Origin of the sequence: Arthrobacter sp. YAF17 (assembly GCF_052113365.1) — a bacterium.
Taxonomy (GTDB): domain Bacteria; phylum Actinomycetota; class Actinomycetes; order Actinomycetales; family Micrococcaceae; genus Arthrobacter.
Window position 1 is genome coordinate 155874 of sequence record NZ_JBFRDB010000005.1, and the last position, 25297, is coordinate 181170.

27 protein-coding genes and 1 tRNA gene are annotated in these 25297 nt (G+C 66.4%); 8 read left to right on the forward strand and 20 right to left on the reverse strand.

Features of this window, described 5'->3' with window-relative positions; genetic code table 11:
* Window positions 1-499: 499 nt before the first annotated feature.
* The 13 genes from AB4Y67_RS06635 to AB4Y67_RS06695 form a co-directional block, all read right to left on the reverse strand.
* Window positions 500-1177: a C40 family peptidase gene (locus AB4Y67_RS06635; protein ID WP_441404987.1), complete on the reverse strand. Its 678-nt coding sequence runs from the start codon at window positions 1175-1177 to the stop codon at window positions 500-502.
* Window positions 1174-1608 (reverse strand): flagellar FliJ family protein, encoded by a 435-nt coding sequence (locus tag AB4Y67_RS06640; protein ID WP_441404988.1) that lies wholly within the window; start codon window positions 1606-1608, stop codon window positions 1174-1176. The genes AB4Y67_RS06635 and AB4Y67_RS06640 overlap by 4 nt, the downstream gene beginning before the upstream one ends.
* The gene (locus tag AB4Y67_RS06645; protein WP_441404989.1) at window positions 1605-2933 is read right to left on the reverse strand and encodes a FliI/YscN family ATPase; all 1329 of its coding nucleotides are present in this window, start codon (window positions 2931-2933) and stop codon (window positions 1605-1607) included. The genes AB4Y67_RS06640 and AB4Y67_RS06645 overlap by 4 nt, the downstream gene beginning before the upstream one ends.
* Window positions 2930-3583, reverse strand: coding sequence for a FliH/SctL family protein (locus AB4Y67_RS06650; protein ID WP_441404990.1), 654 nt, complete (start codon window positions 3581-3583; stop codon window positions 2930-2932). The genes AB4Y67_RS06645 and AB4Y67_RS06650 overlap by 4 nt, the downstream gene beginning before the upstream one ends.
* Window positions 3573-4589, reverse strand: coding sequence for a flagellar motor switch protein FliG (fliG, locus tag AB4Y67_RS06655; protein WP_346927727.1), 1017 nt, complete (start codon window positions 4587-4589; stop codon window positions 3573-3575). The genes AB4Y67_RS06650 and fliG overlap by 11 nt, the downstream gene beginning before the upstream one ends.
* A complete protein-coding gene (gene fliF, locus AB4Y67_RS06660; protein WP_441404991.1) occupies window positions 4586-6193 on the reverse strand; it encodes a flagellar basal-body MS-ring/collar protein FliF in 1608 nt (535 codons plus the stop codon). The genes fliG and fliF overlap by 4 nt, the downstream gene beginning before the upstream one ends.
* Window positions 6193-6498 carry a flagellar hook-basal body complex protein FliE gene (locus AB4Y67_RS06665; protein WP_441404992.1) on the reverse strand — a complete coding sequence of 102 codons (306 nt, stop codon included), beginning with the start codon at window positions 6496-6498 and terminating at the stop codon, window positions 6193-6195. Before AB4Y67_RS06665 ends, fliF begins: the two co-directional genes overlap by 1 nt.
* Window positions 6498-6890 (reverse strand): flagellar basal body rod protein FlgC, encoded by a 393-nt coding sequence (locus AB4Y67_RS06670; RefSeq protein ID WP_346927724.1) that lies wholly within the window; start codon window positions 6888-6890, stop codon window positions 6498-6500. The genes AB4Y67_RS06665 and AB4Y67_RS06670 overlap by 1 nt, the downstream gene beginning before the upstream one ends.
* Window positions 6890-7231, reverse strand: a complete 342-nt coding sequence (locus AB4Y67_RS06675) for a flagellar basal body rod protein FlgB (RefSeq protein WP_441404993.1) — start codon at window positions 7229-7231, stop codon at window positions 6890-6892. Before AB4Y67_RS06675 ends, AB4Y67_RS06670 begins: the two co-directional genes overlap by 1 nt.
* A 169-nt stretch (window positions 7232-7400) precedes the next feature.
* Complete coding sequence (locus AB4Y67_RS06680; RefSeq protein ID WP_441404994.1) at window positions 7401-7820, reverse strand: hypothetical protein; 420 nt, start codon at window positions 7818-7820, stop codon at window positions 7401-7403.
* Window positions 7813-8319, reverse strand: a complete 507-nt coding sequence (locus AB4Y67_RS06685) for a flagellar export chaperone FliS (RefSeq protein WP_441404995.1) — start codon at window positions 8317-8319, stop codon at window positions 7813-7815. Before AB4Y67_RS06685 ends, AB4Y67_RS06680 begins: the two co-directional genes overlap by 8 nt.
* Window positions 8316-9647 (reverse strand): flagellar filament capping protein FliD, encoded by a 1332-nt coding sequence (fliD, locus tag AB4Y67_RS06690; RefSeq protein ID WP_441404996.1) that lies wholly within the window; start codon window positions 9645-9647, stop codon window positions 8316-8318. The genes AB4Y67_RS06685 and fliD overlap by 4 nt, the downstream gene beginning before the upstream one ends.
* 187 nt (window positions 9648-9834) lie before the next feature.
* Window positions 9835-10668, reverse strand: a complete 834-nt coding sequence (locus AB4Y67_RS06695) for a flagellin N-terminal helical domain-containing protein (protein WP_441404997.1) — start codon at window positions 10666-10668, stop codon at window positions 9835-9837.
* Between the two features lie 278 nt (window positions 10669-10946).
* Between AB4Y67_RS06695 and AB4Y67_RS06700 the strand changes: the two genes are divergently transcribed.
* From AB4Y67_RS06700 to AB4Y67_RS06715, 4 genes are read left to right on the forward strand one after another with little or no spacing between them, the layout of a single operon-like run.
* A complete protein-coding gene (locus AB4Y67_RS06700) occupies window positions 10947-11435 on the forward strand; it encodes a flagellar protein FlgN (RefSeq protein WP_441404998.1) in 489 nt (162 codons plus the stop codon).
* 10 nt (window positions 11436-11445) lie between these two features.
* Window positions 11446-12867 carry a flagellar hook-associated protein FlgK gene (flgK, locus tag AB4Y67_RS06705; protein ID WP_441404999.1) on the forward strand — a complete coding sequence of 474 codons (1422 nt, stop codon included), beginning with the start codon at window positions 11446-11448 and terminating at the stop codon, window positions 12865-12867.
* Between the two features lie 4 nt (window positions 12868-12871).
* A complete protein-coding gene (flgL, locus tag AB4Y67_RS06710) occupies window positions 12872-13795 on the forward strand; it encodes a flagellar hook-associated protein FlgL (protein ID WP_441405000.1) in 924 nt (307 codons plus the stop codon).
* Entirely contained in the window at window positions 13792-14199 is a 408-nt protein-coding gene (locus AB4Y67_RS06715; RefSeq protein ID WP_441405001.1) for a flagellar assembly protein FliW, read from the forward strand. The genes flgL and AB4Y67_RS06715 overlap by 4 nt, the downstream gene beginning before the upstream one ends.
* Before the next feature lie 28 nt (window positions 14200-14227).
* On the opposite strand, the gene AB4Y67_RS06720 is transcribed toward AB4Y67_RS06715, so the two are convergent.
* The 5 genes from AB4Y67_RS06720 to AB4Y67_RS06740 all read right to left on the reverse strand — a co-directional run bounded on the left by AB4Y67_RS06720 (window position 14228) and on the right by AB4Y67_RS06740 (window position 17272).
* The gene (locus tag AB4Y67_RS06720; protein ID WP_441405002.1) at window positions 14228-14773 is read right to left on the reverse strand and encodes an AMIN-like domain-containing (lipo)protein; all 546 of its coding nucleotides are present in this window, start codon (window positions 14771-14773) and stop codon (window positions 14228-14230) included.
* 235 nt (window positions 14774-15008) lie between these two features.
* Entirely contained in the window at window positions 15009-15311 is a 303-nt protein-coding gene (locus AB4Y67_RS06725) for a DUF4193 domain-containing protein (protein WP_056741192.1), read from the reverse strand.
* A 200-nt stretch (window positions 15312-15511) separates the two neighbouring features.
* Complete coding sequence (locus AB4Y67_RS06730; protein WP_441405003.1) at window positions 15512-16003, reverse strand: GyrI-like domain-containing protein; 492 nt, start codon at window positions 16001-16003, stop codon at window positions 15512-15514.
* A gap of 137 nt (window positions 16004-16140) precedes the next feature.
* A tRNA-Thr gene (locus tag AB4Y67_RS06735) sits at window positions 16141-16214 on the reverse strand.
* A 167-nt stretch (window positions 16215-16381) separates the two neighbouring features.
* Window positions 16382-17272, reverse strand: coding sequence for a DsbA family protein (locus AB4Y67_RS06740; protein WP_441405004.1), 891 nt, complete (start codon window positions 17270-17272; stop codon window positions 16382-16384).
* Between the two features lie 178 nt (window positions 17273-17450).
* Here AB4Y67_RS06740 and AB4Y67_RS06745 point away from each other — a divergent pair, with 178 nt between their 5' ends.
* The 4 genes from AB4Y67_RS06745 to AB4Y67_RS06760 all read left to right on the forward strand — a co-directional run bounded on the left by AB4Y67_RS06745 (window position 17451) and on the right by AB4Y67_RS06760 (window position 22667).
* The gene (locus AB4Y67_RS06745; RefSeq protein ID WP_441405005.1) at window positions 17451-18971 is read left to right on the forward strand and encodes an alpha,alpha-trehalose-phosphate synthase (UDP-forming); all 1521 of its coding nucleotides are present in this window, start codon (window positions 17451-17453) and stop codon (window positions 18969-18971) included.
* Window positions 18961-19773 (forward strand): trehalose-phosphatase, encoded by an 813-nt coding sequence (gene otsB / locus AB4Y67_RS06750; RefSeq protein ID WP_441405006.1) that lies wholly within the window; start codon window positions 18961-18963, stop codon window positions 19771-19773. Before AB4Y67_RS06745 ends, otsB begins: the two co-directional genes overlap by 11 nt.
* A 257-nt stretch (window positions 19774-20030) precedes the next feature.
* Entirely contained in the window at window positions 20031-21113 is a 1083-nt protein-coding gene (locus tag AB4Y67_RS06755; protein ID WP_441405007.1) for an ABC transporter ATP-binding protein, read from the forward strand.
* A 117-nt stretch (window positions 21114-21230) separates the two neighbouring features.
* A complete protein-coding gene (locus AB4Y67_RS06760) occupies window positions 21231-22667 on the forward strand; it encodes a DUF4032 domain-containing protein (RefSeq protein ID WP_441405008.1) in 1437 nt (478 codons plus the stop codon).
* A gap of 27 nt (window positions 22668-22694) precedes the next feature.
* Here AB4Y67_RS06760 and AB4Y67_RS06765 read toward each other — a convergent pair whose 3' ends face one another.
* Together AB4Y67_RS06765 and AB4Y67_RS06770 are read right to left on the reverse strand one after the other, a co-directional pair.
* Complete coding sequence (locus AB4Y67_RS06765) at window positions 22695-24062, reverse strand: FAD-binding oxidoreductase (protein ID WP_441405009.1); 1368 nt, start codon at window positions 24060-24062, stop codon at window positions 22695-22697.
* 150 nt (window positions 24063-24212) lie between these two features.
* Complete coding sequence (locus AB4Y67_RS06770) at window positions 24213-24713, reverse strand: SRPBCC domain-containing protein (protein ID WP_441405010.1); 501 nt, start codon at window positions 24711-24713, stop codon at window positions 24213-24215.
* Window positions 24714-25297 lie beyond the last annotated feature (584 nt).

The window sequence follows — 25297 nt, forward strand, 5'->3', positions numbered from 1 at the left end:
CGCTGCCCCGGCGTCGCTGTCACTGAGTCGGCGACGGGCGTCCCGGCCTGTTCCTGGCTGCCGGTGCCCGGAACACCGGAAATACCCATAGCGGGAACGGCCGAAGCGGCAGGCACACCCGAGGCGGGCAGCGTATTCGCCAGACCGGCCTGGCCATCGGAGGGCAGTTGAGTAACAGCCGCCGTGTAGGAGGTACCCGAAAGCGACGCTACGTTGGCGGCGTTGGAAGGATCCTGCACAGTGGCGGCCCCGCCGTCGGCTCCCCCGCCGGGCTGCTGGTCCAAGGCGCCGGACGAAGTGTTGTTCTGCGCGTCATCGGCTACCTCACTGCCGGCGTCGGGGGTTGGACCCTGCGTTGAGTCCGCTGAGCCCTGAACGTCGTCGAGCACCGCCGCGAACGCCGCCGTGTCCTTGCTCCCGGCGGACGCTTGTCCGCGGGCGCCTTCCTGGACGCGGCCCTGGACCGGCGCGGCCAGGGAGGAGGCCAGATCCATGCCTTTCATGACGCCGTCCCTGCCGGGACAATGCGCCGGATGGAGGTCAGGTTGGAGTGCTGCTCCCAGGCGTCGCGGATCTGGATGGTCTTGCCGGGGACCGGCGCGTCGATGGCTTTGCCGTTGCCCAGATAAATGGAGATGTGGTCCCCGCCGAAGCTCACCAGCAGGTCACCGGGCTTGGCCTCGGCCAGGGACGCCACCGGCGTGCCCTGGCGCATCTGGTCACTCACCACACGGGGAATCTCGATGCCGAGGTCCTTGAAGACCCTCTGGGTAAAGCCGGAGCAGTCCATGCCGGTGGCCGGGTTGGTTCCACCCCAGACGTAGGGGACGCCGATGTACTTCTTGGCCATGGCCACGACGTCGGTGCCTGTCGCCGCGCCGGCTACGGGAACGGTCGCTGGTGCGGTGAGGCCCTTCAGTGCGCCGATCGCCGTCGTTCCGCCGAGCCCCAGGCTGTTGGTGAGAGAGGAGATGTCGGTGCCGTTGGTTCCGCCCAGCGCGGCGGTCAGCGCCTCGGTGAAGGACGCCGCGTCTCCGCTGCCCGTCCCGGTAGCGAGTGAGGTTGCGGCGGCCGACTTCAGCGCGGCGGCGTTGGCCTCGGAGGATGCGGGGCGTGTCAGTTCAGCGATCATCGACTGGATGCCCTGCATCCGGCCGATTGCCTCGGTCATGCTCATGACCTCACCTCCTGCTCTTCGCGGTGCCAGACGGTGGAGGCGATCTCGTCGAGGGTGGATTGTTCGGCTCGCAGGTCCGCCGTGTGGACCTCTGCGTCGTGGCGGGCCTTCAGTTTCTCCAGGCCGACGGAACGGGTGCGGGCGGCGATGAACTCCTCGCGGGCGGTGGCCTCGTCGGTCTCCGCGATCCGCGAGAGGTTCTGCAGGTCCGCGAGCATGCTGTGGGAGGAGGACCGGGCCGCGGCGACGGCCCGCAGGGATGCGGAGCTGGAAATGGGCGCGTCGCCGTCGGCGAGGCTGCGGCGCGCTGACGCTTCGCGGGCCCGCACGGAGCTGGAGCGTGAGCGGGCGCTGGCCAGCCCGGTGGCCGCCTGGTCCTGCTGGATCTGGCGGAGGCGCAGGAGCCCTGCCAGTGAGAATTGGCGGTTCATGCTGCTGCTCCCAGGATCGAGGTGAGGTGGTTTAGCCGCTGCCAGGACTCGGGGTGGGCCGTGGATTCGTCCATCGGCTGCTGCAGGAAGGCGCTGACGTCGTGCTCGTGGTTCAGGGCCGCGTCCACCAGCGGGTTGGTACCTGCCTGGTAGGCGCCGACGTCGATCAGGTCCTGCGCGGCCTTGCGGGCCGCGAGGACGCGCCGCAGGGTGGCCGCCGCTTCAAGGTGCGGGCGGGCGTTGACCTTGGTGGCGACGCGGGACACCGAGCCGAGCACGTCCACCGAGGGGAAGTGCCCGGTGACGGCAAGCTTCCGGTCCAGGACCACGTGGCCGTCCAGGATGGAGCGCGCCGCGTCGGCGATCGGTTCGTTGTGGTCGTCGCCGTCCACCAGTACGGTGTAAATGCCGGTGACGGAGCCGGTCTCCGCGGTGCCGGCGCGTTCCAGCAGCCGGGCCAGGATGGAAAAGGTCGACGGCGGGTAGCCGCGGGTGGCGGGCGGTTCGCCGGCGGAGAGTCCGATCTCGCGCTGCGCCATCGCCACGCGCGTGAGGGAGTCCATCATCAGGACAACGTCCTGGCCGTTGTCGCGGAAGGATTCGGCGATGCGGGTCGCGGTGAACGCTGCGCGCATGCGCATCAGGGCGGGTTCGTCGGAGGTGGCGACGACGACGACGGACCGGGCCAGGCCGGCAGGGCCGAGATCGTCTTCGAGGAACTCGCGGACTTCACGGCCGCGCTCCCCCACGAGGGCGATCACCGAGACCTCCGCGTCCGTGCCGCGGGCAATCATCGACAGCAGGGACGATTTCCCGACGCCGGAACCGGCGAAGAGTCCCATGCGCTGGCCCTTGCCGAGCGTGGTCATCGTGTCCAGCACACGGACCCCGGTCTGCAGGGCAGTGTCGATGCGGGCGCGCTTCATGGCATTGGGCGCTTCGTTGTCGATCGGCACGCGTGGGCCGCTGGTGAGCGGGCCCTTACCGTCAATCGGCCGGCCGAGTCCGTCAATGACACGTCCGAAGAGCCCTGGCCCGGTGGGGACCAGGACGGCACCGCCCTTGGCCCGGACGGGATCGCCCGCCGCGACACCGGCGAGCCGGCCCAGCGGCATGCACCGCACGGAGCTGTCCAGGGCCGCCACCACCTCTGCGTCCAGTCCCGGGTGCGAGCCCACGGTCACCAGGTCACCCAGGGCACAGTCGAGTCCTGACACTTCAAGGCCAAGGCCCATGACGGAGGTCACGACGCCGACCCGCTGCGGGGCGGCGGCGCGCAGGGCCGAGGCGTAGTCGGCCCCCTTGGGACGCCACTCGGCGATCATCGCTGGTCCCCCGAAGAATTCTCTGCCCGGTCCTGGTCGCCCAGCAGCGCCGCGCGGGCGCGTGCCAGGGCGTTGCCGAGGCTCGCGTCGAGCCAGCCCTGCTGGTATTCGACCTTGGCGTCGCCGCGGTTGAGCGACTGGTCGGCGAGCAGCGGCAGGCCGGCCGGCAGGTCCTGGCCTTCCTTGGCGAGGACCTCGATGTCAGCCGGGTTCAACCGGATGGCCAGCACTGTGGCGGCGTCGTTTCCGGAGAGGGCCCGGTCCAGGGCGGCGCGGGCGGTCCGGGTTCCCTCAGCCAGTTCGTAGCCCAGGATGGCCTCGGCGAGTTCCAGCGCCGTGCGGGCGAGGACCTCCTCGGCGTCGTGCAGGGCCTGGACGTTTCGGTGGGCGAAGTCCGTCCGGGCCACGGCCAGGGCGCGGACCGCTCGGTCGAGATCCTGCTGCCCGGAGGCCAGCGTGGCGGCCTGCTCGGCCGTCATGCGGTCGCGCCAACGGCGCTGTTCCTTGGCGGCGGCCCGGACGCCGGCCGCGTAGCCCGCGGCGTGGCCTTCGGTGTAGCCGGCCTGTTCGCTGGCGGGCCCGCTGGCGCGCAGCGAGGGGAAGATGATCCGGGCCGGGGCGCTTTCGGTAGCGGTCCCGTCAGTAGACATAATCTTCTTCGTCCCCGCGCTGGATGGTGATCTGGCCTTCGGCCTCGAGTTCGCGGATGGACCGGACCACGGCGGCACGGGCTTCTTCGATCTGGGAGGCGCGCAGCGGCCCCAGCGCGGCGATCTCGGATTCCAGGATCTCCAGGTTGCGGCCGGAAACGTTGGTGGTGATGGTCTCCAGGACGGGCTCCGAGGCGCCCTTCATGGCCACGGCCAGCACGGACGCGTCGAGGCCGCGGAGGACCAGCTGCACGTCGCGGCGTTCCAGTTTCACGATGTCGTCGAAGGTGACCATCTGGGCGCGGATTTCCACGGCGAGGTCCGGATCCAGCAGGTCCAGGCCGTCCAGCACGGAGCGTTCCGTGCCGGCGTCGGTCCGGTTGATGATTTCCAGCAGCGGCTGGATGCCGCCCACCACCTTGGACGCCTGCTGTGAGACAGCCGCGCCGCCGCGCAGTTTGAGGGTGTCGGCCACAATCCCGATTGCCTCCGGCGCACCGGAACCCATGGTCGCGATGCTGAGGGCGACGTCGGCCCGCAGCGAGCCGGGCAGCCCGGACATCACGGCAGAGGCTTTGCGGGGGCTGAGGTGGGCCAGGACCAGGGCGATGGTCTGCGGCAGCTCGCCGTCGATCAGGGCAAGGATCTGGACCGGTTCGATGTCCTCGAGGAACTCAAAGGACTTGCCGGCCATGTTGACGGTGAGCCGGTTGAGCAGGCCGGCGGCCTTTTCCGAGCCGAAGGATGCCTCGAGGAGGCCTTCAGCCAGCTCGCGGCCGCCGCGGGCCTGCCGGGGGCTGGACATCGCAGCCTCGTGGAAGTCCTTCATGATCTGCTCGGCGACGTCAGGATCCACCTTGCGGAGCCGGACGATTTCCGCGGCGATGTCCTCCGCCTCGGCGTCGTTGAACTGGGCCATCACCTTGGCGGCGTTGGCCGGGCTCATCTGCATGAGCACGACGGCCGCGCGCTGGGTGCCGGTGAGGGTCGAATCGGCTAGTTTCATACCGGCTGCCTGTCATCCATGAGGCCGCGCAGGTAGTCGGCCGCTTTCTCCGGGTTGGAGGCGACCATGCTCTCGATCTCGAAGCGGCGGCGCTCCGCCTCCACCTGGGCAGGCGGCGGGGCCATCGGCGGCAGCGCGGTGAGCGGGATGGCCGACGTCGCGGGTGCCGGCGGCAGTGCCGTGACGGTTGGCATTACCGGAATCATCTCCAGGTCGAGGCGTTCGCCAAGATCCACCGGTTCGCGCTTCTGCCGGCGGCGCAGCACCATGGCGATGACGAGGGCGAGGATCAGCAAACCGAGCAGGATGCTGCCTGCCGTGACCAGGGTGCCGAAGAACGCAGACTGTTTCTGGGCTTCAAGGTCGGCTTTGGCGGCCTCGAGGGACGCGGCAGCCTGGTCCGCGGCGGCGGTGCTGAACGGCACGACTTCAACGGTCACGACGTCGCCGCGGGTGGCGTCGACGCCGGCGGCGGCGGTGACGAGCGCGGTCAGCGAAGCGAGGTTGAGTCCACCGGCGGAGGCCTGGTCGACGGCGACGGAGATGGTCTGCCGTTTGACGGCGCCTGCCGGGATCACCCGGTCCTCGGTGATCTTGTTGACGGCGTTGTTCTTGGTTTCGGTGGACGAATCGAAGTTGCCGTTGCCGCTGGTGCCGCCGGGAACCGCAATGTTGTCCGGCCCGAGGACGCCCGCGGCGCCTCCCCCGGTGCCGGTGTACTTCTCCGTCTTGGAGGACTCGCTGAGCGGAAGGGCGCCCTCGGCGTTGGTGAAGGTTTCGCTTTTCTGCTGGGCGGATTCGCCGGTGACGTCCGCGGCCACGGCCACGGTGGAGTTCCCCGGGCCAACCACGCGGTCCATGACGGCCTTCACGGCGTCGGAGGTGCGCTGCTGGTAGTCAGTGGCCTGCTTGGACGCGGATCCCGTGGCGCCGCCGCCGACGGAGGACAGGACGTTGCCCTGAGAGTCGACGACAGAGACGTTGGCGGGCTTGAGGTTTTCGATGGCGGCAGAGGTCAGGTGGACGATCGCCTGGACCTTATCGCCGGAGAGCGTGGAGCCGGGGGCGGTCTCCACAAAGACGGAGGCGGTGGTGTCCGGGGTCTTGGAGACGAAGACGGTCTTTTCCGGAATCGCGAGGCGGACGGCGGCGGTCTTGACGCCGTCCATAGCGGAGATGGTGCTCGCCAGTTCCCCTTCGAGGGCCCGCTTGTAGGTGACGGACTGCTGGAACTCGGAGGAGGTGACGCCCATCTTGTCCAGCAKGGAGTAGCCGGTAGCTGCGGCCGTGGGGAGGCCCGCGGCGGCGGCTTTGAGGCGCTCGTCGTAGACCTTGTCCTGCGGCACCAGAATGGTGGAGCCGCCGTCACTGAGCTCATACGGCACGTTGTCCTTACGCAGCTGCTCCACGATTCCGTTGGCGTCGGTGTCTTTGAGACCAGAAAATAGCGGCGTCAGGGCGGGCTTGGACAGCCAGGCCGAGAGGGCGATGATGCCGACTACCAGCAGGGCGGCGCCGATCACGGCGACGGTGCGCTGACCGGTGGTGAAGCCCTTGAGGCCCGCGCCGAAGCGCTGGAAGAAGCCCGTAATCTGCGGAGGCATCAGGCCTGCATCCTCATGATCTCGTTGAACGCGTCAACGCCCTTGTTGCGCATGGCGGCGACGAGCTCGAGCGTGATCTGGGCCCGGCTGGAGGCAAGGGTGGCGTTGTGGATGTCGTCCAGGTTGCCGGTGACGGCGGAGATGGCGAGCTCTTTCGATGTTGACTGCAGCTGCTGGAGGTTGTCGACGGCACCGGTGAGGGACGCGCCAAAGGCGGAGCCGTCAGTGCCGGTGGCGGCGCCCGCACCGGAGATGTAGTCGGTGGGCATAACGCCCTGGACGGGAGCGATTGGGGAAACAGGCATCAGGATCTTCCAATCTCAAGGGCGGCCAAGTAGCTTTCACGGGCGCGGTCCACAACCTGGGCGTTTGCCTGGTAGCCGCGCTGGGCGATGATGAGGGCGCCCATCTGTTCGGCCATGTCGATGTCCGGGTACTTCACGTTGCCGTCGGCGTCGGCCAGGGGGTGGTCCGGCTGGTAGACAATCCGGCCTTCGCCGTTGCCGAGCTGGGTGCTCTTGACGTAGACGCCGCTGCCCTCGGCGCCTTCGGCGGCCTCGACGTACTTGGCCTGGAATGCTGGTCCGTTGGTGCGGGAGGCGTTGTTCATGTTGGCCAGGTTGTCCGAGACGGCGTCGAGCCATTTGCGGTGAACCGTCAAGGCTGAGCCGGCGATGCCGATTGCGTCGAAGGTCATTAGTTGGTCCTCATCGCGGCGCGCACTGCATTGAATTCCCCGCCGATGGCGCGGGCCGCGAACTGGAAGCGCAGCACGGTGTCGATGTTGGACAGAGTCTCGGTGTCCAGGTTGACGTTGTTGCCGTTCAACTGGGTGGGCTCAAGCGAGGTGCCGGTGGTGGCCCCGACGCTGCCGACACCGGACCGCACGGAGTCCGCGAGGGCTGCCTCGAAGCTAACGCGCTTCGCGTGGTAGTTCGGCGTGTTGACGTTCGCGATGTTGTTCGCGATGGCGCGCTGGCGCAGCGCGAGGCCGTCCATGGCGCTGGCCAAGGCGGCGGAAGTCACGGATTCGAGCACAGAGTCCTGCCTGGGATGGTGGGGTGGCCGATCCGTGGCCGGTAAACGAGCGATCCGTGCTCTATCAGTGGTTATCGGCACTGGTCAGCCGCGCGTTAGCAGAAAATGTGAAAGTATTTTTGCAGGTTTTTTGCCGGGTGGTTTCGGCGGGCTGCGAGGCCGGGTGCGGTCAGCCGTTCACGTCGAGGTAGACGGCACCCGAGGGACCGCCGACGCCGGGAACGGAAGCGACCGCCTGCAGCTGCTTCGCGACGTCCAGCCGGGCCTCCTCGAGCCTCTTGGCGACGCGCTCCTGGGCCGCCGAGAGCGCGACTGCGCGGCGCCGGGCTTCGGCCGGCAACGGCCCCGGAGGCGCCGGCGGCTGCCAACGCGTCTCCGGCAGGGGCGCCGCCACGGACTGGGGTGCGGCGGACAGCGGGCCGAGCGGGTCCTTCAGGGTGCGCTCTGCGGCGCCAACGGCCATCTCAAGCACGTCCAGAATCGCATTCCACGCCGCCAGGGCAGTGTCCGCGGGCGTGCTCGGGGTGGATTCGGAGAGCTGGATGCCGGCTCCCCCGAAGCCGGTCTCCACGTCCGTTTGGTTACCCAAACCCGAGGCTCCCGCCACCTGTTCCTGGCTGGGTGTTCCATCCGCCCGCTGCGGAAAATCCCGTGGGGGCGGCTGCGAATGCAGCGGCACCGGCCGGTGCCGGAATCGCGGCGGCCGCCTCGTGCCAGGCCTGGCGCAAGGGTTCCAGGAGTTCGATGGCTTCGCGGGTCAGTGCCGGGTCGCGCTGGATGTTCGCGTTGACCAGGGCGGTGAAGGCGTAGTTGTACAGGCCAAGGAGGCCGTCGGCGCCGTCCCAGGCGTCCGTCTTGAGCGACGAGATAAGTTCGGCGATGATGGCCTGGCCGTGCAGGAGGTTCTCCGAAGCGACGGGCCAGTTGGCAGACTCCTGCGCGCTTTCCGCCCGGCCGAGGTCCAGCATGAGGCGGTCGTAGAGCATGGTGAGCAGGCGAGCCGGCGGGGCCGAGAGGACGGAATCGGCGAGATACTGGTTGCGCTGGGCGGCGCCGCCGTAGCCGTTGCCGAAGGACGTGGTGGTCATTGCGATTTACTTCCTGAAGAAAGGCCGCCGAGCTGGGCGGTGAGCCACGACTGCTGGGCCTGCATGTTGCTAAGGGCCACTTCCAGGCCCGAATAGGTACGCTGCAGCGTGGCTTTACGGGACTCAAGTCTGGTGTCCCAGTCGCTGATCCGGTTCGCGAGGTCACGGACTTCGGATTCCTGGCCAGTGATTTTTTTGGTCAGCGTGCCGTCGTATTTGTCTGAGGCATTAGTCGCGGCCGCGGCGACGCGCGTGGCAATCTCCTGAACCTTGGCTGCGGTGCCTGCGGGATCGGCGGCGAGGGCGGCCGAGAACTTCTTCTCGTCAAATTCCATGGTGCCGGTCTTGGTGATGCTGATCCCGATTTCCGACGGCGACCGCGGCGGGGTGCCCACCGGCAAGGACGCGGCGGAGAGGATGTTTTGGTTCACGGAGCGCACGGCGCTGTCGCTGGCGAAGATGCCAGCCTTGGTGGAGGTCCCGCTCGTGCCAGTGGTGCTGGTGACGGCGATCCTGGCGGCAACGTAGGAGAAGATGCCGTTGACGCCGGAGACGAGGTCTGAGGCGAGCTTGGTGATGCCGGCGTCGTCGCGGGCCACGGTGAGCGTAACGGGCGTGGCGCTTACTTCCTTGGCGGTGATGGATACACCGGGCAGCAGGTCGGTGAACGTGTTCGTCGAGGACTTCACCACCTGGGCTGCGGTGGTTCCAGGCCAGAGTGAGATCTCGGCGTCCTGCGCCGTCTTGACGTTCGTGAACGTCGTGCCTGGGTCCGCAACCGTGAAGGCACCGGCTTCGCCGGGCTTGGTAGCGGTGAACTGCAGACGGTACTCGCCAGCGCCGACGGCGACTTTGCTCGCAGTAACGCCCGCTCCGGCCGCGTTGACGGACTTCACGACGTCGTCGAGGTCGCTGGAGAGCGGCTCAATGGTGTAAGACTGGCCACCGCTGTTGATGGTCATGGTGGTGTAGGGCCAGCCGACCACAGCGTTCACTTTGGGTGTGACGGTGACCTGGGTCTGGGCGAGCTGGGTGACCTGGAAGTCGATCGCACCGGCCTTGGCTGCGGCCGTGGTGGTGGCTGTGACCTTGTCACTGGTGGTGGTTGCGGTGTTGAGGTCCAGGGCGCCAGGCTTGGCCGCGGCGGTGGCCTGGGTGGCGAGTGCGGCAACCTTGCTGTTCAGCCCCTGCAGCGCGGACACCATGGACTGGAGGTCCTGGGACTTGTACTTCAGCAGCGTCTGCGGGATGGCCTCAACCTGCATCACGGAACTGATGAGGGCAGTGGTGTCGAGCCCACTGGCTAGTCCGTCGAGTGAGATTCCCATCGCTGCCTCTCATTGCTGCAAGTGTCTGCTGGTGCCAAATATTCGGAAGTTCAAATGCTGCGCGTAAGGGCCGGACGATGGATTACTCGCATCGTCCGGCCCTTCCGCTGGAACTTGATCGGGATTTAGTCTTCGTCCGATCAGAGTGGCAGCCCTACTGCTGGACTACCGAACGGCCGGAACCGGTTTAGCGCAGGAGCGAAAGAACACCCTGGCTGGACTGGTTTGCCTGGGCCAGCATTGCGGTGCCGGCCTGGGACAGGATGTTGGCCTTGGTGAACTTAACCATTTCCTGAGCCATGTCGACGTCGGCAATGCGGGACTGAGCGGCCTGCAGGTTMTCACCGGCAACGTTCAGCGACTTGATCGTGYGCTCCAGACGGTTCTGAGTTGCACCCAGGTTTGAACGCTCGGCCGAGATGTCCTTGATTGCGGTGTCGGCTGCAGTGATGGACAGAAGCGCATTGGCTGAAGTGTCAAACGTGAGTGCTGAGATGGTGGTACCGAGAGCCGACACGTCGGCACCTGAGAGATCCAGAACGATCTGGTCCTCTGTAGCCTGGTCACCCGCACCGACCTGGAAGGTAACTGCCGTCGCCGAGCCATTCAGCAGCTTCGTGCCGTTGAAGTTGGTGGAGTCACCGATGCGCTTGAGCTCGCCGCCAAGTGCGTTGACTTCGTCCTTGATCGCATCACGGGCGTCAGAGTTGTTCGAGTCGTTACCGGCCTGGACAGCAAGGTCGCGAACGCGCTGCAGAATGGAGTGAACCTCGGTCAGGGCGCCTTCGGCAGTCTGGATAACACTGATGCCGTCCTGGGCATTGCGGGCGGCCTGGGCCGAACCGGTGACCTGAGCTTTCAGGCCCTCGGAGATGGACAGGCCTGCTGCGTCATCGCCGGCGCGGTTGATGCGCAGGCCGGTGGACAGCTTCTCCAGGGACTTGGAGAGGTCGTTCTGGGTGTTGTTGAGGTTGCGGTAAGAGTTGTTAGCCGCGAGGTTGTTGTTGATCTGGAAGCCCATGATGTTTCCTCCGTGAGTGGGACTGTAAGCGATGGCCCATCCGTGGGCCTTCAGCAGTAGCTATCGCCCTTTCGAATACACACGTAAGGAAAATTGCGAAAATCTTTTTCTGACGGCTTTCCCCGCTATTCCGCCTGTAATCAGCCTTATTCCAGCTAACGCATCCCTCTCCCCTGCCGATAGTTTCTACGAACCCTGCTGAAGGCTGCAGCTGACTCCTTATGTACTGCATGCCCGGCACCACCGTATTAGTCACCTTTGAGGGAGCCGTCCGGAACATGGCCATCCACGAACTTTCAGCCCTGCTGTGGCGGGAGCGTGAACTCCTGGACGTTCTTACTTTCAAGCTGGAAGAAGAGCAGTTGCTGCTTACCTCGGGCAAGTCCCGCTGGCTGCCCCACGGCACCCGGGAAGTAGAACAGGTCCTGGGGCACCTGGCCCAAGCGAGCCTGGCACGCACTATCGAGGCCGCCGTCGTCGCCGAGGTCTGGGGACTCCCCACGGACGCGTCCCTGGCTGACCTCGCCGCTGCAGCCCCGGAAGGTGCCTGGGCCGAGATCCTTACTGCCCACCTCACCTCACTCACCCGCCAGACCGCCCTGATCAAGGAATTGCGCGACTCCAACGAGCAGTACCTGCGCACGGCCGTCCGCTCCACCCAGGAGTCACTGGCCGATCTGCGCCCGGCTGCCGCCGCGGGCACCTACGACGCGCACGGTAAGACCGGGGACACCGCCGGCTCCCGCATCTTCGACAAGCAATTCTAAGGAACCGACCATGAGTACCTTTGGCGCCCTGAACACCGCCTACCGCGGGCTGACCGCGGCCCAGCAGGGCATGAACGTCGCCGGGCAGAACATTGCCAACGCCGCCACCGAGGGCTACACGCGGCAGCGCGTCGATCAGTCTTCTGTGGCAGCACCCGCCCGTGGACTCTTCAGCGGCGAAGCGCTGCAGGCCGGCCAGGGTGTTTCCGTGAACGCCATCGCCCGGCTCGGCAGCAGCTTCCTCGACGCCGGTGTCCGCTCCGCAGGCGCCCAGGCCGGCTACGCCAGCGTCCGTTCCGCAGCGCTTCAGGGCATCGAGGGAGTCCTTCAGGAACCAGGCGACAACAGCATCTCCACCGCATTGCAGGGCTTCTGGTCAGCATGGCAGGGCGCCGCAAACCAGCCCGACAAGTCGGGCCCCAAGGGCTTGCTCCTGAACGCCGCCAACTCCGTGACGGACAAGATCTCCTCCGCCTACAAAGCCCTCGACTCCCAATGGAGCAGTGTCCGCGGCCAGGCGCAGGACGCGGTGACCGCCGTCAATGCGGCAGCCGCCCAGGTTGCTTCCTACAACACCACCATCCGCTCCACCCTCGCTGCAGGCGGATCGGCAAACGAGCTAATCGACGCGCGCGCCAAGCTCACGGACCAGATCGCTGGCCTCGCCGGCGGCACCGTCCGCGAACAGCCCGACGGCACCGTGGACGTCCTCATCAGCGGTAATGCCCTCGTCACGGGCGGCTCCGTGCGGACCCTGCGACTGGCGGGCGCGACGGCCATGACTAACGCCGCCACCGATGCCCCGCGCGTCGAGTGGACCAACCCCAGTGGCACCGCGGCCCTCGACGGCGGCGAACTCGCCGGCGCCCTCTCGGTACTGGCGCCAGCCGACAAGGGCGGTGCGATTGCCCAGGCGGCGGCGTCCTACAACAGCTTCGCCAGCGACCTGGCCAGGATCGTCAACGAAGTCCACCGCGGGGGCCAGCTCCCCGACGACACTTCGGACAACCCGGGGGGTCATGACTTCTTCACCGTGGGTCCGGCTGGAAGCGAGGCGCTTGGCATCAAGGGACCCGCTGACATCGCTGGCATTGCACTCAGGCTGCCAGGCAAGGGCGCTCTGGACACCGGCATCGCCGACAAGCTTTCTCAGCTCGGCACCGGCGCGGATTCCCCGGACAAGATCTGGTCGGGCATCGTCACTGGGATCGGCGTGCAGTCCCGTGGTGCCCAGCAGCACGAGTCACTCACGAACGCAGCCCAGGCCTCCGCCCTGACCGGCCGGGCCTCCCAGACTTCCGTCAGCCTGGACGAAGAAAACGTCAGCCTGCTCACCAACCAGCACGCCTACCAGGCCGCGGCGCGCGTGATGACCGCCGTCGACGAAGCCCTTGACGTCCTGATCAACCGCACCGGATTGGTAGGAAGGTAGACCCATGCTGAACCGTGTAACAAACCTGACCATGAGCGCAAACGCGCTGCGGACCCTCCAGACGCAGCAGTCCCGGCTGTCAGAGCTGCAGGACAAGGCCACCACGCTCAACAAGATCTCCCGCCCCTCGGACGATCCCGCCGCTACCGCCAAGGCGCTGGAGACCCGCTCCCTTCTCGCCGCCAACGCCCAGTACGGCCGGAACATCGACGACGGCAACACCTGGCTGACGGCAGCGGATTCCGCACTCGAGCAGGCCACTAATATCATGCACCGCGTCAAGGACCTCACCGTGCTGGCGGGTAACGGCTCGCTGAACCAGTCCGGCAAAAACGCCATCGCCCTCGAGCTGGAGGCCCTGAACAAAGACCTTGTCTCAATCGCCAACACCAAGCACCTGGGCCGTAACATCTTCGCCGGGAACTCTGATAAGTCAGAGGCCTTCACGCCGGGCACTCCGCGGGACCCTGCCAACCCGGCTGACCCCGGCACTCCGCCCGTCTTCCAAGGAGCCGGCATCAGTGCGGTGGACCGGCGCATCAGTGCGACGCAGACGGTCCGGGTAGACGCCGACGGCGGAGAGATCTTCGGCAATGGTGCCGGTTCCGTCTTTGCCACGGTGGCAAACATCGCCGCGAAGCTCCGGAGCGGCGGGGATATCACTTCGGATCTGGCACCGCTTGAGAAATCGTTTAATAGCATCGTCGATGGACGTGCTGAAGTAGGAACACGCCAGGCGCAGCTGGAACGCGCAGGCACCGTCAACACAGAATTGGAGGCCACCTTGGATGCCCAGCGGACCGGCATTGAAAAGGCAGATCTCGGCAGCGTCATCATGGACCTGAAGCTCCAGGAGACCAACTACCAGGTGGCGCTGGCCGCCACGGCGCGGGTCCTGCAGCCCACGCTGATGGACTTCCTGCGATGAACACTCCTGTGGCTGATGCGCCCGTCACCAACACCCCGGTGACGTTCACCGCGCCCATGCCGGGCCTCGAGAACGTTCAGGACTTCACCCTGCGCAGCGTCGAAGGCGCCGCAGGTCTCTACGCGTTGGAAGCCGGTTCGCCCAGCCCGGTCCGGCTCTTCCTCGCCGATGCCGCCGTGTTCGTTCCGGGCTACGCCCCGCCCGTTCCGGACGCCACATTGCAGGCCCTGGAACTGGAGCAGGACCAGGATCTCCAGATCCTCGTGGTGCTCAACCACTCCCCCAAAGCCACTACGGTGAACCTGATGGCACCGATTGTGCTGAACCCTGTGACGCGCCGCTGTGCCCAGCTGGTCCTGGACGGCCGCGAATACCCTCTCCGGGCGGACCTCAACTCGCTTTAACGGCGCTCATCCTGCCCGGAACCACGTCTCACCAGAAGTGCGCGACGTCGATCACCAGCCGGGAGCCCGTGTCGGGTCCGGCCAGGGTGAACACGCGGAACGGCAAACGGGCCCTTACTCCCAGGCCAAGGGTTGAATACCCCTCGAAGCTGCCCGCCCACGCCACTTGCCGGAACGTCTGGTAGCCGTTGACGTCGGTCAGTTCATTCGGGTTTGCCGGGTTGTAGGTGGCATTGCCGTTGTCGTCATAGGCCGGGGCGTTGACCACGGCCTGGATGAACGCCTGCCCCCGCAGCGGGACCGGCGCCCCGGAACCGTCCTGCGTCACCTGCGGCACGTAGCGGACGGTGTAGCCGCCGACGGGCCCGTTGAGGTCAATGACCAGGCGGTCGAAGCAGTAATGCTGGCCGGTGCGAACGTTGGTCAGTTTGGCCTGGCTCATGGCTGGGTCCGCTTTGACCAGTGATCCCCACACCTGCCCGCAGTAGGGAGCCGCTGATGCGGGCCCGGGCGCCACGAGCCCCGAACCAACAGCCATCAGGATCGCTATCAGCCACACCCGGAACTTCTTCATTTGGGCCGCCCCCTCAAGAGATGAGATAGCTCCAGAATAGGAGCGATTCCTTGCCGAATCGAGGGCTCCGGACGGATAGGCGTCCAACCGTTAAGCAGCGCCGCACCGGGTCACGGGACGGTTGCGCCGCCGTCGTGCGTGTTCATGGAAACTCGTGGAAACGGCGAAGCGCCGGTCCCCTTGCGGGTTCCGGCGCTTCGCTTTGCCTTGGTGGTGGTGCGCGGTGGAAGGTCCCCTAGCCTTCGCAGTCGCGGCAGTACTTCAGGCCGTTCTTTTCTTTGGCAACCTGGGACCGGTGACGGACCAGGAAGCAAGAGGAGCAGGTAAATTCGTCGGACTGCTCGGGAACAACAATGACGGTCAATTCCTCGCCGGAAAGATCGGCACCGGGAAGGTCGATGCCTTCAGCGGTGTCGTTCTCGTCGACGTCGATGACAGCAGTCTGCGCGCCGCCGCCGCGGGACGCCTGAAGGGCCTCCAGCGACTCAGCGGGAGACTCTTCTTCTGTCTTGCGTGGTGCGTCGTAATCGGTAGCCATTTGGGGGTTCACTTTCGTTGCTGCGCAGCGCCATTTCAGGCACCTCAGTGAAGCAGTTTAGGACATTATGCACGCAGTTGAAGAATAGTGTGGTGAACCCGACAGTTTACGTCGAGCGCGTGTATCCGGGACGCGCCCAACGGGCCACAGCCGGCGGCTCCATGGACGTGTTCCGGGGCAGGTCAGCGGCGGGACACCCCTCAGGCCACCGGCCAGACGACGAGCGTCTTCCAAGTGGACGGGTCAGGTTCGGCGGCCGGATCGCTGAGGTAGTACTCCCACATCACCTTCCCGGGGGTCACCCCCTCGGCCTGCATTTTTCCCGTGATGGCGCTGTAGGTCTCAGGTAGTTTCTCGTAGGAACCCACGTGCATCGCTTCCATTGCGCGGCCGGCGGGAAGGGACCCCGCTGTCACTCCGCCTTGGCTGCCCGGCCACGGCAGGGGTGCGGCCACCGGAAAGCCAGCCTCCACGTCCACGACGTCGGTCGGCTTCCCGTGGTAGAGGGCGAACGGCGGGCCCGCCAGTTGGACCTGCTGCTGTTCCGCCGCGGTCATCACGGCCTGGTAGGCGCGCCCAAAGAACTCCTTCAGGGCGTTCATCGGAACGGTCTCGCGCAGCACCGCCGTCGGCTGTTCATCGAGTTCGGTGGACTTGATGTCCGGCGTCTTGCCCGGATTGGTTTCGCTCATGTGCCCAGACTCCGCTTCACCGTTAATACGGTCTAGGGCCTAACGTCCCGCAGGAGCAGCGCAACGGGCTACGTAAGGGCAAAACGAAAACCGCGCCGCCACCGGGCAACATCCCAGTAACGACGCGGTTCTTCTCGGGCCCCCTGTCGGATTCGAACCGACGACCCCCGCTTTACAAGAGCGGTGCTCTGGCCAACTGAGCTAAGGAGGCATTTCCTGCGCACCGGCCGGCACCGGGCCGCAAACGAAGGACCTGGCGCCATGGCGCTAGATAAGGTTAGCCCACGGATGCCCGGTCATAAAAACAGGCCCGGCCCCGGAAGAATCCGGAGCCGGGCCTGTTTTTGTTATCACGGGCCCGGCTATGAGCTGGGCCGTTTATTGCTTCGCGTCGATGGCGGCCTTCAGGAACTGATCGAACGGGGTCTGGGCGCTCTCGCCCTTGCCCCACTGCTGGCCGTCAACGAAGACGGTCGGTGTTCCGGTGACACCGATGGAGGCAGCCTGCTGGGTGGTGTACTTGACCCACGGGCGGAAGGTCTTCTGTTCCACGCACGTGTCGATGCTCTTGGCCCCGATGTCGGTTGCCATCTTCTTCAGATCCGCGTCCGAGATGCCGGCGCCGCCCTCTTTTGGCTGCTTCTCAAAGAGCACATTGACGAAGTCCGCATACTTCTCCGGCGACTCATTCACGACGCAGGCCGCCGCGTTGGCCGCTCGGGAGGAGTAGTTGGTGGTGGAGCGGGTGTCCAGGAAGCCGAGCGGACGGTACTCGACGGTGATCTTTCCTTCGTTGCGAAGGCTCGTGAGGGTCTCGTTGTACTGGGCCTCGAAGTTCTTGCACACCGGGCAGATGAAGTCGATGTAGAGGACCACCTTGACCGGCTTGCCGGCTTCGGCCTCGGCACCGGGCGCCGTCACCACTGCCGGCGGGGTTGCGGCCGGAGCGGGAATGTCGGCGACCCGGACGGTGGCGGGCTCGGTCTTCGCCACCTCGGTGTTGGCCAGCAGGGTCACGCCACCGTAAACGTTGCCGTTGGCAGGGGTCGGCCCCTCATCCGCGACCGGCGCGTTGTTCTGGAGGTTTGTGGTAACAACCAGCGCCACCACAACAATAATGGCGACGACGGCGACGACGATGCCCCAGCCGATGAGCAGCTTGTTGCGCTTGTCCTTCTTCAGCTGCGCCTCGCGGATCTCACGGGCTTTCTCGCGGGCCGCGGCAGTGCGCTCTGACTTGGACTGACGGGGTTCGTTTGCGGGGCTCATTAGTTCCTCGGGTCGATCGGCCTGTGGTGTCCACGGGGTGGCAATTCATCATTTTAGGGGAGAAAACTGGGAACTTGCGCTTTCAACCTTCCCCTACGCGTCCCAACGGACGAATAGCACAGAAGATTCCGCCCGGCTAGGGTGGATAGGAGCCACGAGCGATCCCCAGGGGGCACCAATGCAGGCCACGAAACACGCCGAATCGGATCCAAAATCCGAAGACGCGTCCGTGCAAGATACCGCCGTGCACGGCACCAGCGACACCGATCCGGACGCGCAGTATGACTTCATGGTGGTTTCCAACCGCCTGCCTGTCGACCGGTGCTCCCCGGACGAGCCCGGTTGCGAGGATGGCTGGCGCCGCTCCCCCGGCGGCCTCGTCACGGCCCTCGCCCCCATGATGACCAAGACCGACGGCGCGTGGGTCGGCTGGCACGGCGCACCGGACGAGCAGCTCCAGCCCTTCAGCCATGGCGGCATCGACCTCGTTCCGGTCCAGCTGAGCACGCAGGACATTGAACTCTTCTACGAGGGTTTCTCCAACGCCACGCTCTGGCCGCTCTACCACGACGTGATTGCCCCGCCGGAGTTCCACCGGACCTGGTGGGACTCCTACCGCAAGGTCAACCGCCGGTTCGCGGACGCCGTCATCCACCACGCCGGCCCCGGCGCCACGGTCTGGGTGCAGGACTACCAGCTCCAGCTCGTCCCCAAGATGCTCCGCGAAGCCCGCCCGGACCTCAAGATCGGCTTCTTCAACCACATTCCCTTCCCGCCGCCGGAGATCTTCGCCCAACTGCCTTGGCGCCGCGCCATCATCGACGGCCTGCTCGGGGCCGACCTGGTCGGATTCCAGCGCAGCAGCGACGCCGGCAACTTCATGCGCTCCGCCCGCCGGTTCCTCGGCGCCAGCGTCAAGCAGCAGCAGGTCCACGTCAAGGGCAACGACGGCGAGACCACCCATATTGCCCGCGCCCAGGCCTTCCCGATCTCCATCGATGTCAAAGCGATCAGCGAATTGGCCCGCAACCCGGAAATCATTGAGCGCGCCGAGCAGATCCGCCGGGACCTTGGCAACCCGAAGACCATCCTGCTGGGCGTCGACCGGCTGGATTACACCAAGGGGATCCGGCACCGGCTCAAGGCCTACGAGGAGCTCCTGGCGGACGGCGAGGTCACCGTGGAGGACGCCACCCTGATCCAGGTGGCCAGTCCCAGCCGCGAGCGCGTCGAGCAGTACCGCCTGCTCCGCGAGGAAGTCGAAGGCACCGTCGGCCACATCAACGGCACCTACGACACGATGCAGAACACTGCGGTCCGCTACCTGCACCACAGCTACCCCGTCGAGGAGATGGTGGCGCTGTACCTGGCAGCGGATGTCATGCTCGTCACCGCCTTACGGGACGGGATGAACCTGGTGGCCAAGGAATACGTCACCGCCCGGACCAACAACGACGGCGCGCTGGTGCTGAGCGAGTTCGCGGGCGCCGCGGACCAGCTCAAGCAGGCCCTGCTCATGAACCCGCACGATATCGACGGCCTCAAGGACACCATCATGAAGGCCGTCAACATGCAGCCCGCGGAAGCCGCGCGGCGGATGCGTTCAATGCGCAAACAGATCCTGGACCACGATGTTGATCTCTGGTCCGCCGACTTCCTGAACGCGCTCAAAGAGAAGGTGATCCGCGATGACTCCTGAGCTATCCCCGGAGCAGACCCCCCTTTCGCTCTCCCCAGACCTGCTGGCGGCCCTGCGCGCCATCGCCTCGACGGAGCACCTGCTGGTCGCGATGGACTTTGACGGCACCATGGCCCCGCTCGTAGACCATGCCGGGGATGCTCGCTCCCTCCCCCGCTCGGCCGCGGCCTTCGCCGCGCTGACCGAACTTCCGCGGACGACGACGGCGCTCATCTCCGGGCGGGCACTGGACAGCCTGCGGGCGGTCGCTTTCCCCCCGGAGAAGACCCTGCTGATCGGCAGCCACGGTGCGGAGGTCTGGATGGGACCCGGGTCTTCTAAGCTGGAACTCGATGATGACCGGCGTGAACTGCTCGCGGACGTCCGACGCGAGCTGGAGGGCATCGTGGAAGTGGCGCCGGGTACCCTGCTGGAAGACAAGCCGGCCGGCGTCGTACTGCACACCCGGCTGGCCACGGACGATGTTGCCGAGGACGCCGTCGCCGCGGCCCGGGCCGTCCTGCAGGACCGGCCCGGCGTGTTCCTGAAGAGCGGCAACCGGGTGTTGGAAACCTCCGTGATCCATGCCTCGAAGGGGGAAGGCATAGCCTTCCTGCGCCAGGCGACCGGCGCTACCGCCACCATCTTCGCCGGCGATGACACCACCGACGAGGACGCCCTGGCCCGCCTGCTCCCCGGGGATATCGGCGTGAAAGTAGGCCTGGACTTCACCCAGGCCCAGTTCCGGGTCGAGGCTCCGGTACACGTTTCCGAACTGCTGGAGGCCCTGCTGCGGGAACGGAAGCGCGCTCTCGGCGTGTGACCCCTAGCTCAGGCCGGCCCGGAAGTCGGCCGAATCACATGTGACATCTGTAACACTTTGACCCTTTTGCTATACATCTGACATACTCTGGTTGTGATGTGGCGCACAAGTACCGTGCGGCGTCATTGGATACTCCTCGGCTTCGGCCGGGGAGTATGCGCACGATTAGGTGCTGACAACTGAATTAACAACTGAAGAATAAGACCATTCACTACGGATCGTCCGGCACGTACCTGCCGGTGAAGGGATTGATAACTGTGGCTACAGTTACTTTTGATAACGCAACACGTCTGTACCCGGGCACGGATAAGCCCGCTGTTGACAAGCTCAACATTGAAATCGCCGACGGCGAATTCCTGGTCCTCGTTGGACCCTCCGGCTGTGGCAAGTCGACCTCCCTGCGCATGCTTGCAGGTCTTGAGGACGTCAACGCCGGCCGAATCCTGATTGGCGACCGCGATGTCACCGACGTTCCCCCCAAGGACCGCGACATTGCCATGGTTTTCCAGAACTACGCCCTGTACCCTCACATGACGGTTGCGGACAACATGGGCTTCGCCCTGAAGATCGCCGGCGTCAGCAAGGAAGAGCGCGCCGAGCGCGTCCGTGAAGCCGCCAAGCTGCTGGACCTCGAGCCGTACCTGGACCGCAAGCCGAAGGCACTCTCCGGCGGCCAGCGCCAGCGTGTGGCCATGGGCCGCGCCATCGTGCGTAACCCTCAGGTCTTCCTCATGGATGAGCCGCTGTCGAATCTTGACGCCAAGCTCCGCGTGCAGACCCGCACGCAGATCGCTTCCCTGACCCGCCGTCTGGGCGTCACCACGGTCTACGTGACCCACGACCAGGTCGAGGCCATGACCATGGGTGACCGCGTCGCCGTGTTGAAGGACGGCCTGCTGATGCAGGTCGACACCCCGCGCAACCTGTACGACAAGCCGAAGAACGTCTTCGTCGCCGGCTTCATCGGCTCCCCCGCGATGAACCTCCTGGAACTCCCCGTCGTCGACGGCGGCGTCCAGTTCGGCGGCACCGTGTACCCGGTACCGCGCGACGTCCTCGAGGAAGCCCACGGCCAGACCGTAACCGTCGGCTCCCGCCCTGAGGACCTGGAGACCGCACCGGAGGGCGAGGGCCTGCAGGTTGAGGTCGACGTCGTCGAGGAACTCGGCGCGGACGCCTACGTCTACGGCCACACCACGCTGGACGGCAAGGACCACGACATCGTGGCCCGCGTCGACGGCCGCCGTCCCCCGATGAAGGGCGAGACCGTCTGGGTCCGCCCGCAGTCTGGCCACGTACACCTGTTCGACACCAAGACGGGTCTTCGCCTGGGCGACTAGTCCCCACCGACGCGTCCGACGGCGGTCCTCCTCACTGGAGGGCCGCCGTCGGGCTTTAACTGACGTTGCAGCACCCATTCGTTAGGGCCGGCGCCCTTAGTACGGAAGAATTGGTTTATGACCGAGCAAAGCCCCAGCACCGAGGAAAACAGCGCCCAGTGGCACGACGAGCCCACCGACTACGGCCAGATCGGCAAGCTGCCCCGGTTCGAAGCCGCCAGCGCCAATGACAGCAAGGGATCCGTGGCCTCGAGCTCGCTGAGCATCACGGCCGCCGCCACCGAGCCGGAACTCCTGGACCTGCCGTGGCATATCGCGTTGGAAGACTGGCCGGCGGAATACCTCGCCGCCCTCCCCCGCGGCATCTCCCGCCACATTGTGCGCTTCGCCCATCTTGGCGGCTCGGTCATCGCCATCAAGGAAACCTCGGAACACGTGGCCCGCCACGAGTACCACATGCTCCGCAAACTCGCCCGGCTGGACGTCCCCTGCGTGGAACCCGTCGCGGTCATCACGGGCCGCACCACCCCGGAAGGCCGTCCGCTGAACCCCGTGCTGGTCACCCGGCACCTGAAGTTCTCCATGCCGTACCGGGCGCTCTTCTCACAGATGCTGCGCAAGGACACCCTGACGCGCCTGATCGACGCCCAGGCCCTGCTGCTGGTCCGCCTGCACCTGATCGGCTTCTACTGGGGCGACGTCTCGCTGTCCAATACGCTGTTCCGCCGCGACGCCGGCGCGTTTGCCGCCTACCTCGTGGACGCGGAGACCGGCGAGCTGTATCCGGACCTCTCCACCGGCCAGCGCGAATACGATCTGGAAATCGCCCGCGTCAACATCGCCGGGGAGCTCATGGACCTGCTCGACGGCGGCCTCATCGAGGAAAAAGTGGACCCCGTGGCCACCAGCGAGCTCATCATGGACAGCTACCGCCGCCTCTGGACCGAGCTGACGGAGAAGGAATCGTTCGAGATCGGCGAACGCTGGCGCGTGGCCGCCCGCATCCGGAAGCTCAACGAGCTGGGGTTCGACGTCGAGGAATACGCGATCAAGACGACGCAGAACGGTTCCACAATCCAGCTCCAGCCCAAGGTGGTCGACGCAGGCCACCACCAGCGCCGGCTGCTGCGCCTGACCGGCCTGGATGCGCAGGAAAACCAGGCCCGCCGGCTCCTGAACGACATGGATTCCTTCCGGGCGGACAACAACCCCGGGATGGACGAGGAATACAGCGCCCACCTGTGGGTCAGCCAGATCTTCGAACCGATCGTCCGTTCCATCCCCCGCGACCTGTCCGGGAAGCTGGAACCGGCGGAAGCGGTGCACGAGATCCTGGAGCACCGCTGGTACATGTCTGAGAAGGAGAACCGGCACATCCCGCTGGCCGAAGCCGTGCAGTCCTACATTGACTCCGAGCTGCGCCACCGCCGGGACGAGGCCGCCATCATGCTCAACCCGGACACGGGACTGCTCAAGATCCTGGAGGTCGAAACCGAGGAATCTCGCTACGGCGGCGACGAGTCAATCGACGAATACCCCGACTCTGACGACTAGGGGCACGCCGGTAACAGCACAGCCGGGCTAAATCGCTTTGCCGGGGTTCAGGATGCCGGCGGGGTCGAAGAGTTCCTTGATCCGGCGCTGCAGTTCACGCACGGGTTCCTTCTGTTCCAGCCCCAGCCAGCGCAGCTTGAACTGGCCGATCCCGTGCTCCCCGGTGATGGTGCCGCCCATCGCCAGGGCTACGGTGATGGACTTGTCCAGGGCAGCACCGAGGCGCTCCATGGCACCGGCGTCCACGGCAGCGTCCACGCGGTCTACCCAGAACGTCGGGTGCAGGTTCCCGTCGCCGGCGTGCGCCACCACTTTGAGCCTGACCCCGTATTCCGCGGCCATGGCCTCCAGTTCGGCGACGTAGTCCACCAGCCGGGAGCGCGGGACGGCGACGTCCTCGCCCACCCGGTATTCATCGTCGACTTCCACGCCCCGGCTGTTGCGCCGCAGGTCCACGAGCCGCTCCGCTTCCGCACTGGCCTCCAACGTCACCACGGCACCGCCCGCCACGAGGACCGGCCGGATGGCCGCCGCCTCCGCCGCGGCGCCGAAGCCGTCGGTCTGGATCAGCAGCAGGGACTGGCCGCGGGTTGCGAGGTCCGAGCCGTGGATCTCATCGAGCTGGGCAAGGGTGCCGCTGTCGAGCAGTTCCATGATGGCCGGCTGCACGCGGGCCCTGCCTACGGCGAGGACGCCCGCCGCGGCGCTGCGGAAATCCGGGTAGAAGGCGGCGATCGTGTGGACGTCCTGCGGGAGGTACTTGAGCCGGACGGTGATGCCGACGACGATTCCCAGCGTCCCCTCGGAGCCCACGAACAGCCCCGTGAGGTCGTAGCCGGCGACGCCCTTGAACGTCTGGTGGCCGGTGTGGATGAGCGAGCCGTCTGCCAGTACGACGTCGAGCGCCAGCACCGAGTCCCGGGTGACCCCGTACTTGGCGCAGCGCAAGCCGCCGGCGTTGGTGGCGACGTTGCCGCCGATGGTGGAGAGCTTGAAGCTGGCCGGGTCCGGGGCGTACATCAGCCCGTGGAGCGCCGCGGCGGCGTTAAGGTCAGCGTTGACTACGCCGGGTTCGACGACGGCCGTCTCGTCGTCGGGGTTGAGGTCCAGGATGCGGTTCATCCGTTCCAGGCTCAGCACGACGCAGTCCTTGCTCGCGTGCGCTCCGCCCGAAACGCCAGTGCCGGCGCCGCGGGCCACCAGCGGCACTCCGCGGGCGGCGCAGGCGCGGACGGTGGCCTGGACGTCGTCGATCGATTCGGCATGGACAACGGCCTGCGGCAGCTGATAGTCCAGCACCGGCGCCTGGTCCACGGCGTAGAAACTCAGGGTGGGGGCATCCAGCGTGATTTTCCCCGGGCCCAGGGCAGAGGTGAGCTCGTCGATGATGCTCATGTGGTCTCCAGTTCGTCGAATCCGGCCTTCAGTCTAAGGCGCGGATCCGGGCGCGCCGGAGAGACGGGTTGTTTGTGGCGTGGCTCCAGGCAGCTGGGGTCCGGCATCGCTGGTGCCCCTGCCGCGCGCTCAGTGCCGATCAGGCCGCGCTCAGTCGCTGGCACCACCCATGAAACGCACAAACCGGTCCAGGACTCCGGGCCAGCCGGCGGCGTAAGCCGCCCGCGTTGCGGCAGGGTCCTCGGCGCCCTCCCATCCGCTGTGGACGAGGCGCAGCTCCGTACCGTCCTCGACGGCCCGGAACGCGACTCGCAATTCCGTGGACCATGCAGCGGACGAGCCGGGGTGCCAACTGGCGTGGAAGGAGAGCGGCGGCTGCCAGTCGTCGATGGACCCCCAGATGGAGGTCCTGCCGTCATCCGCAGTCTCCAGGACCAGGTTCTCCTCGAACTCCACATAGGAGCCGGCGCCGAAGACACCGTGCTCCTCCAGCGGCCACCACAGGTGGGTGTGCTCGGTGAAACCCACGAACGCGCGGGCGACGGCGCCCGGCACAGTGACGCTATAGACGACAGGGTCCAGCCCGTCTGCCGCTTCTGGTTCCGGCGTCTCGTCGGCGTCAGGGGCTGCGTGGCTGAAGAGGTTGTCCATGGGCACCAACTCTACCCGCGCCCCGGCGCTCCCTCGCGTCCGGCAGGTTAGGTGCCAACGCTCCTACAGATCCGGCAGGAATAATGGCGATGCTCCTGCAGCTCCGGCGGCATCCGCCCGGATGCTCACGCAGTTTGGGTGGTGTCCGGGGCGACGCTGCCGCGCTTGTCCCGGTGGCCGACGACGGCGGTATCCGGCCGGCTGCTGGCCTGTCGTCTGCGGTTCGGAGGCGGGTGGGGCAGTTGTGGTTGCCGGCGATGGTGTGGGGCCCTGGACGCTCCGGCAGGAGGTGCGGGAGGGTTGGACCTTTTGCCCCCGGTCGTGCGGGAGGGTTCGGGTGTGGCCGGCATGATCTGCGGTGAGTGGGCAGTTGGCGGCAGTGTTGGCGCGTGGCATTGCCGTGACGTGCTGACTCGGCGCGGTGCCTGGACCGGTGGGCCGCGCTGCGGGTGGCCCATATTGGTTTTGTGGGTTAAATGCGGGAGAGCCCCAACCTGTGGTTGGGGCTCTCGACCGTGTAATGATGTTCCGGCGGTGACCTACTCTCCCACACCCTCCCGGGTGCAGTACCATCGGCGCTGTGG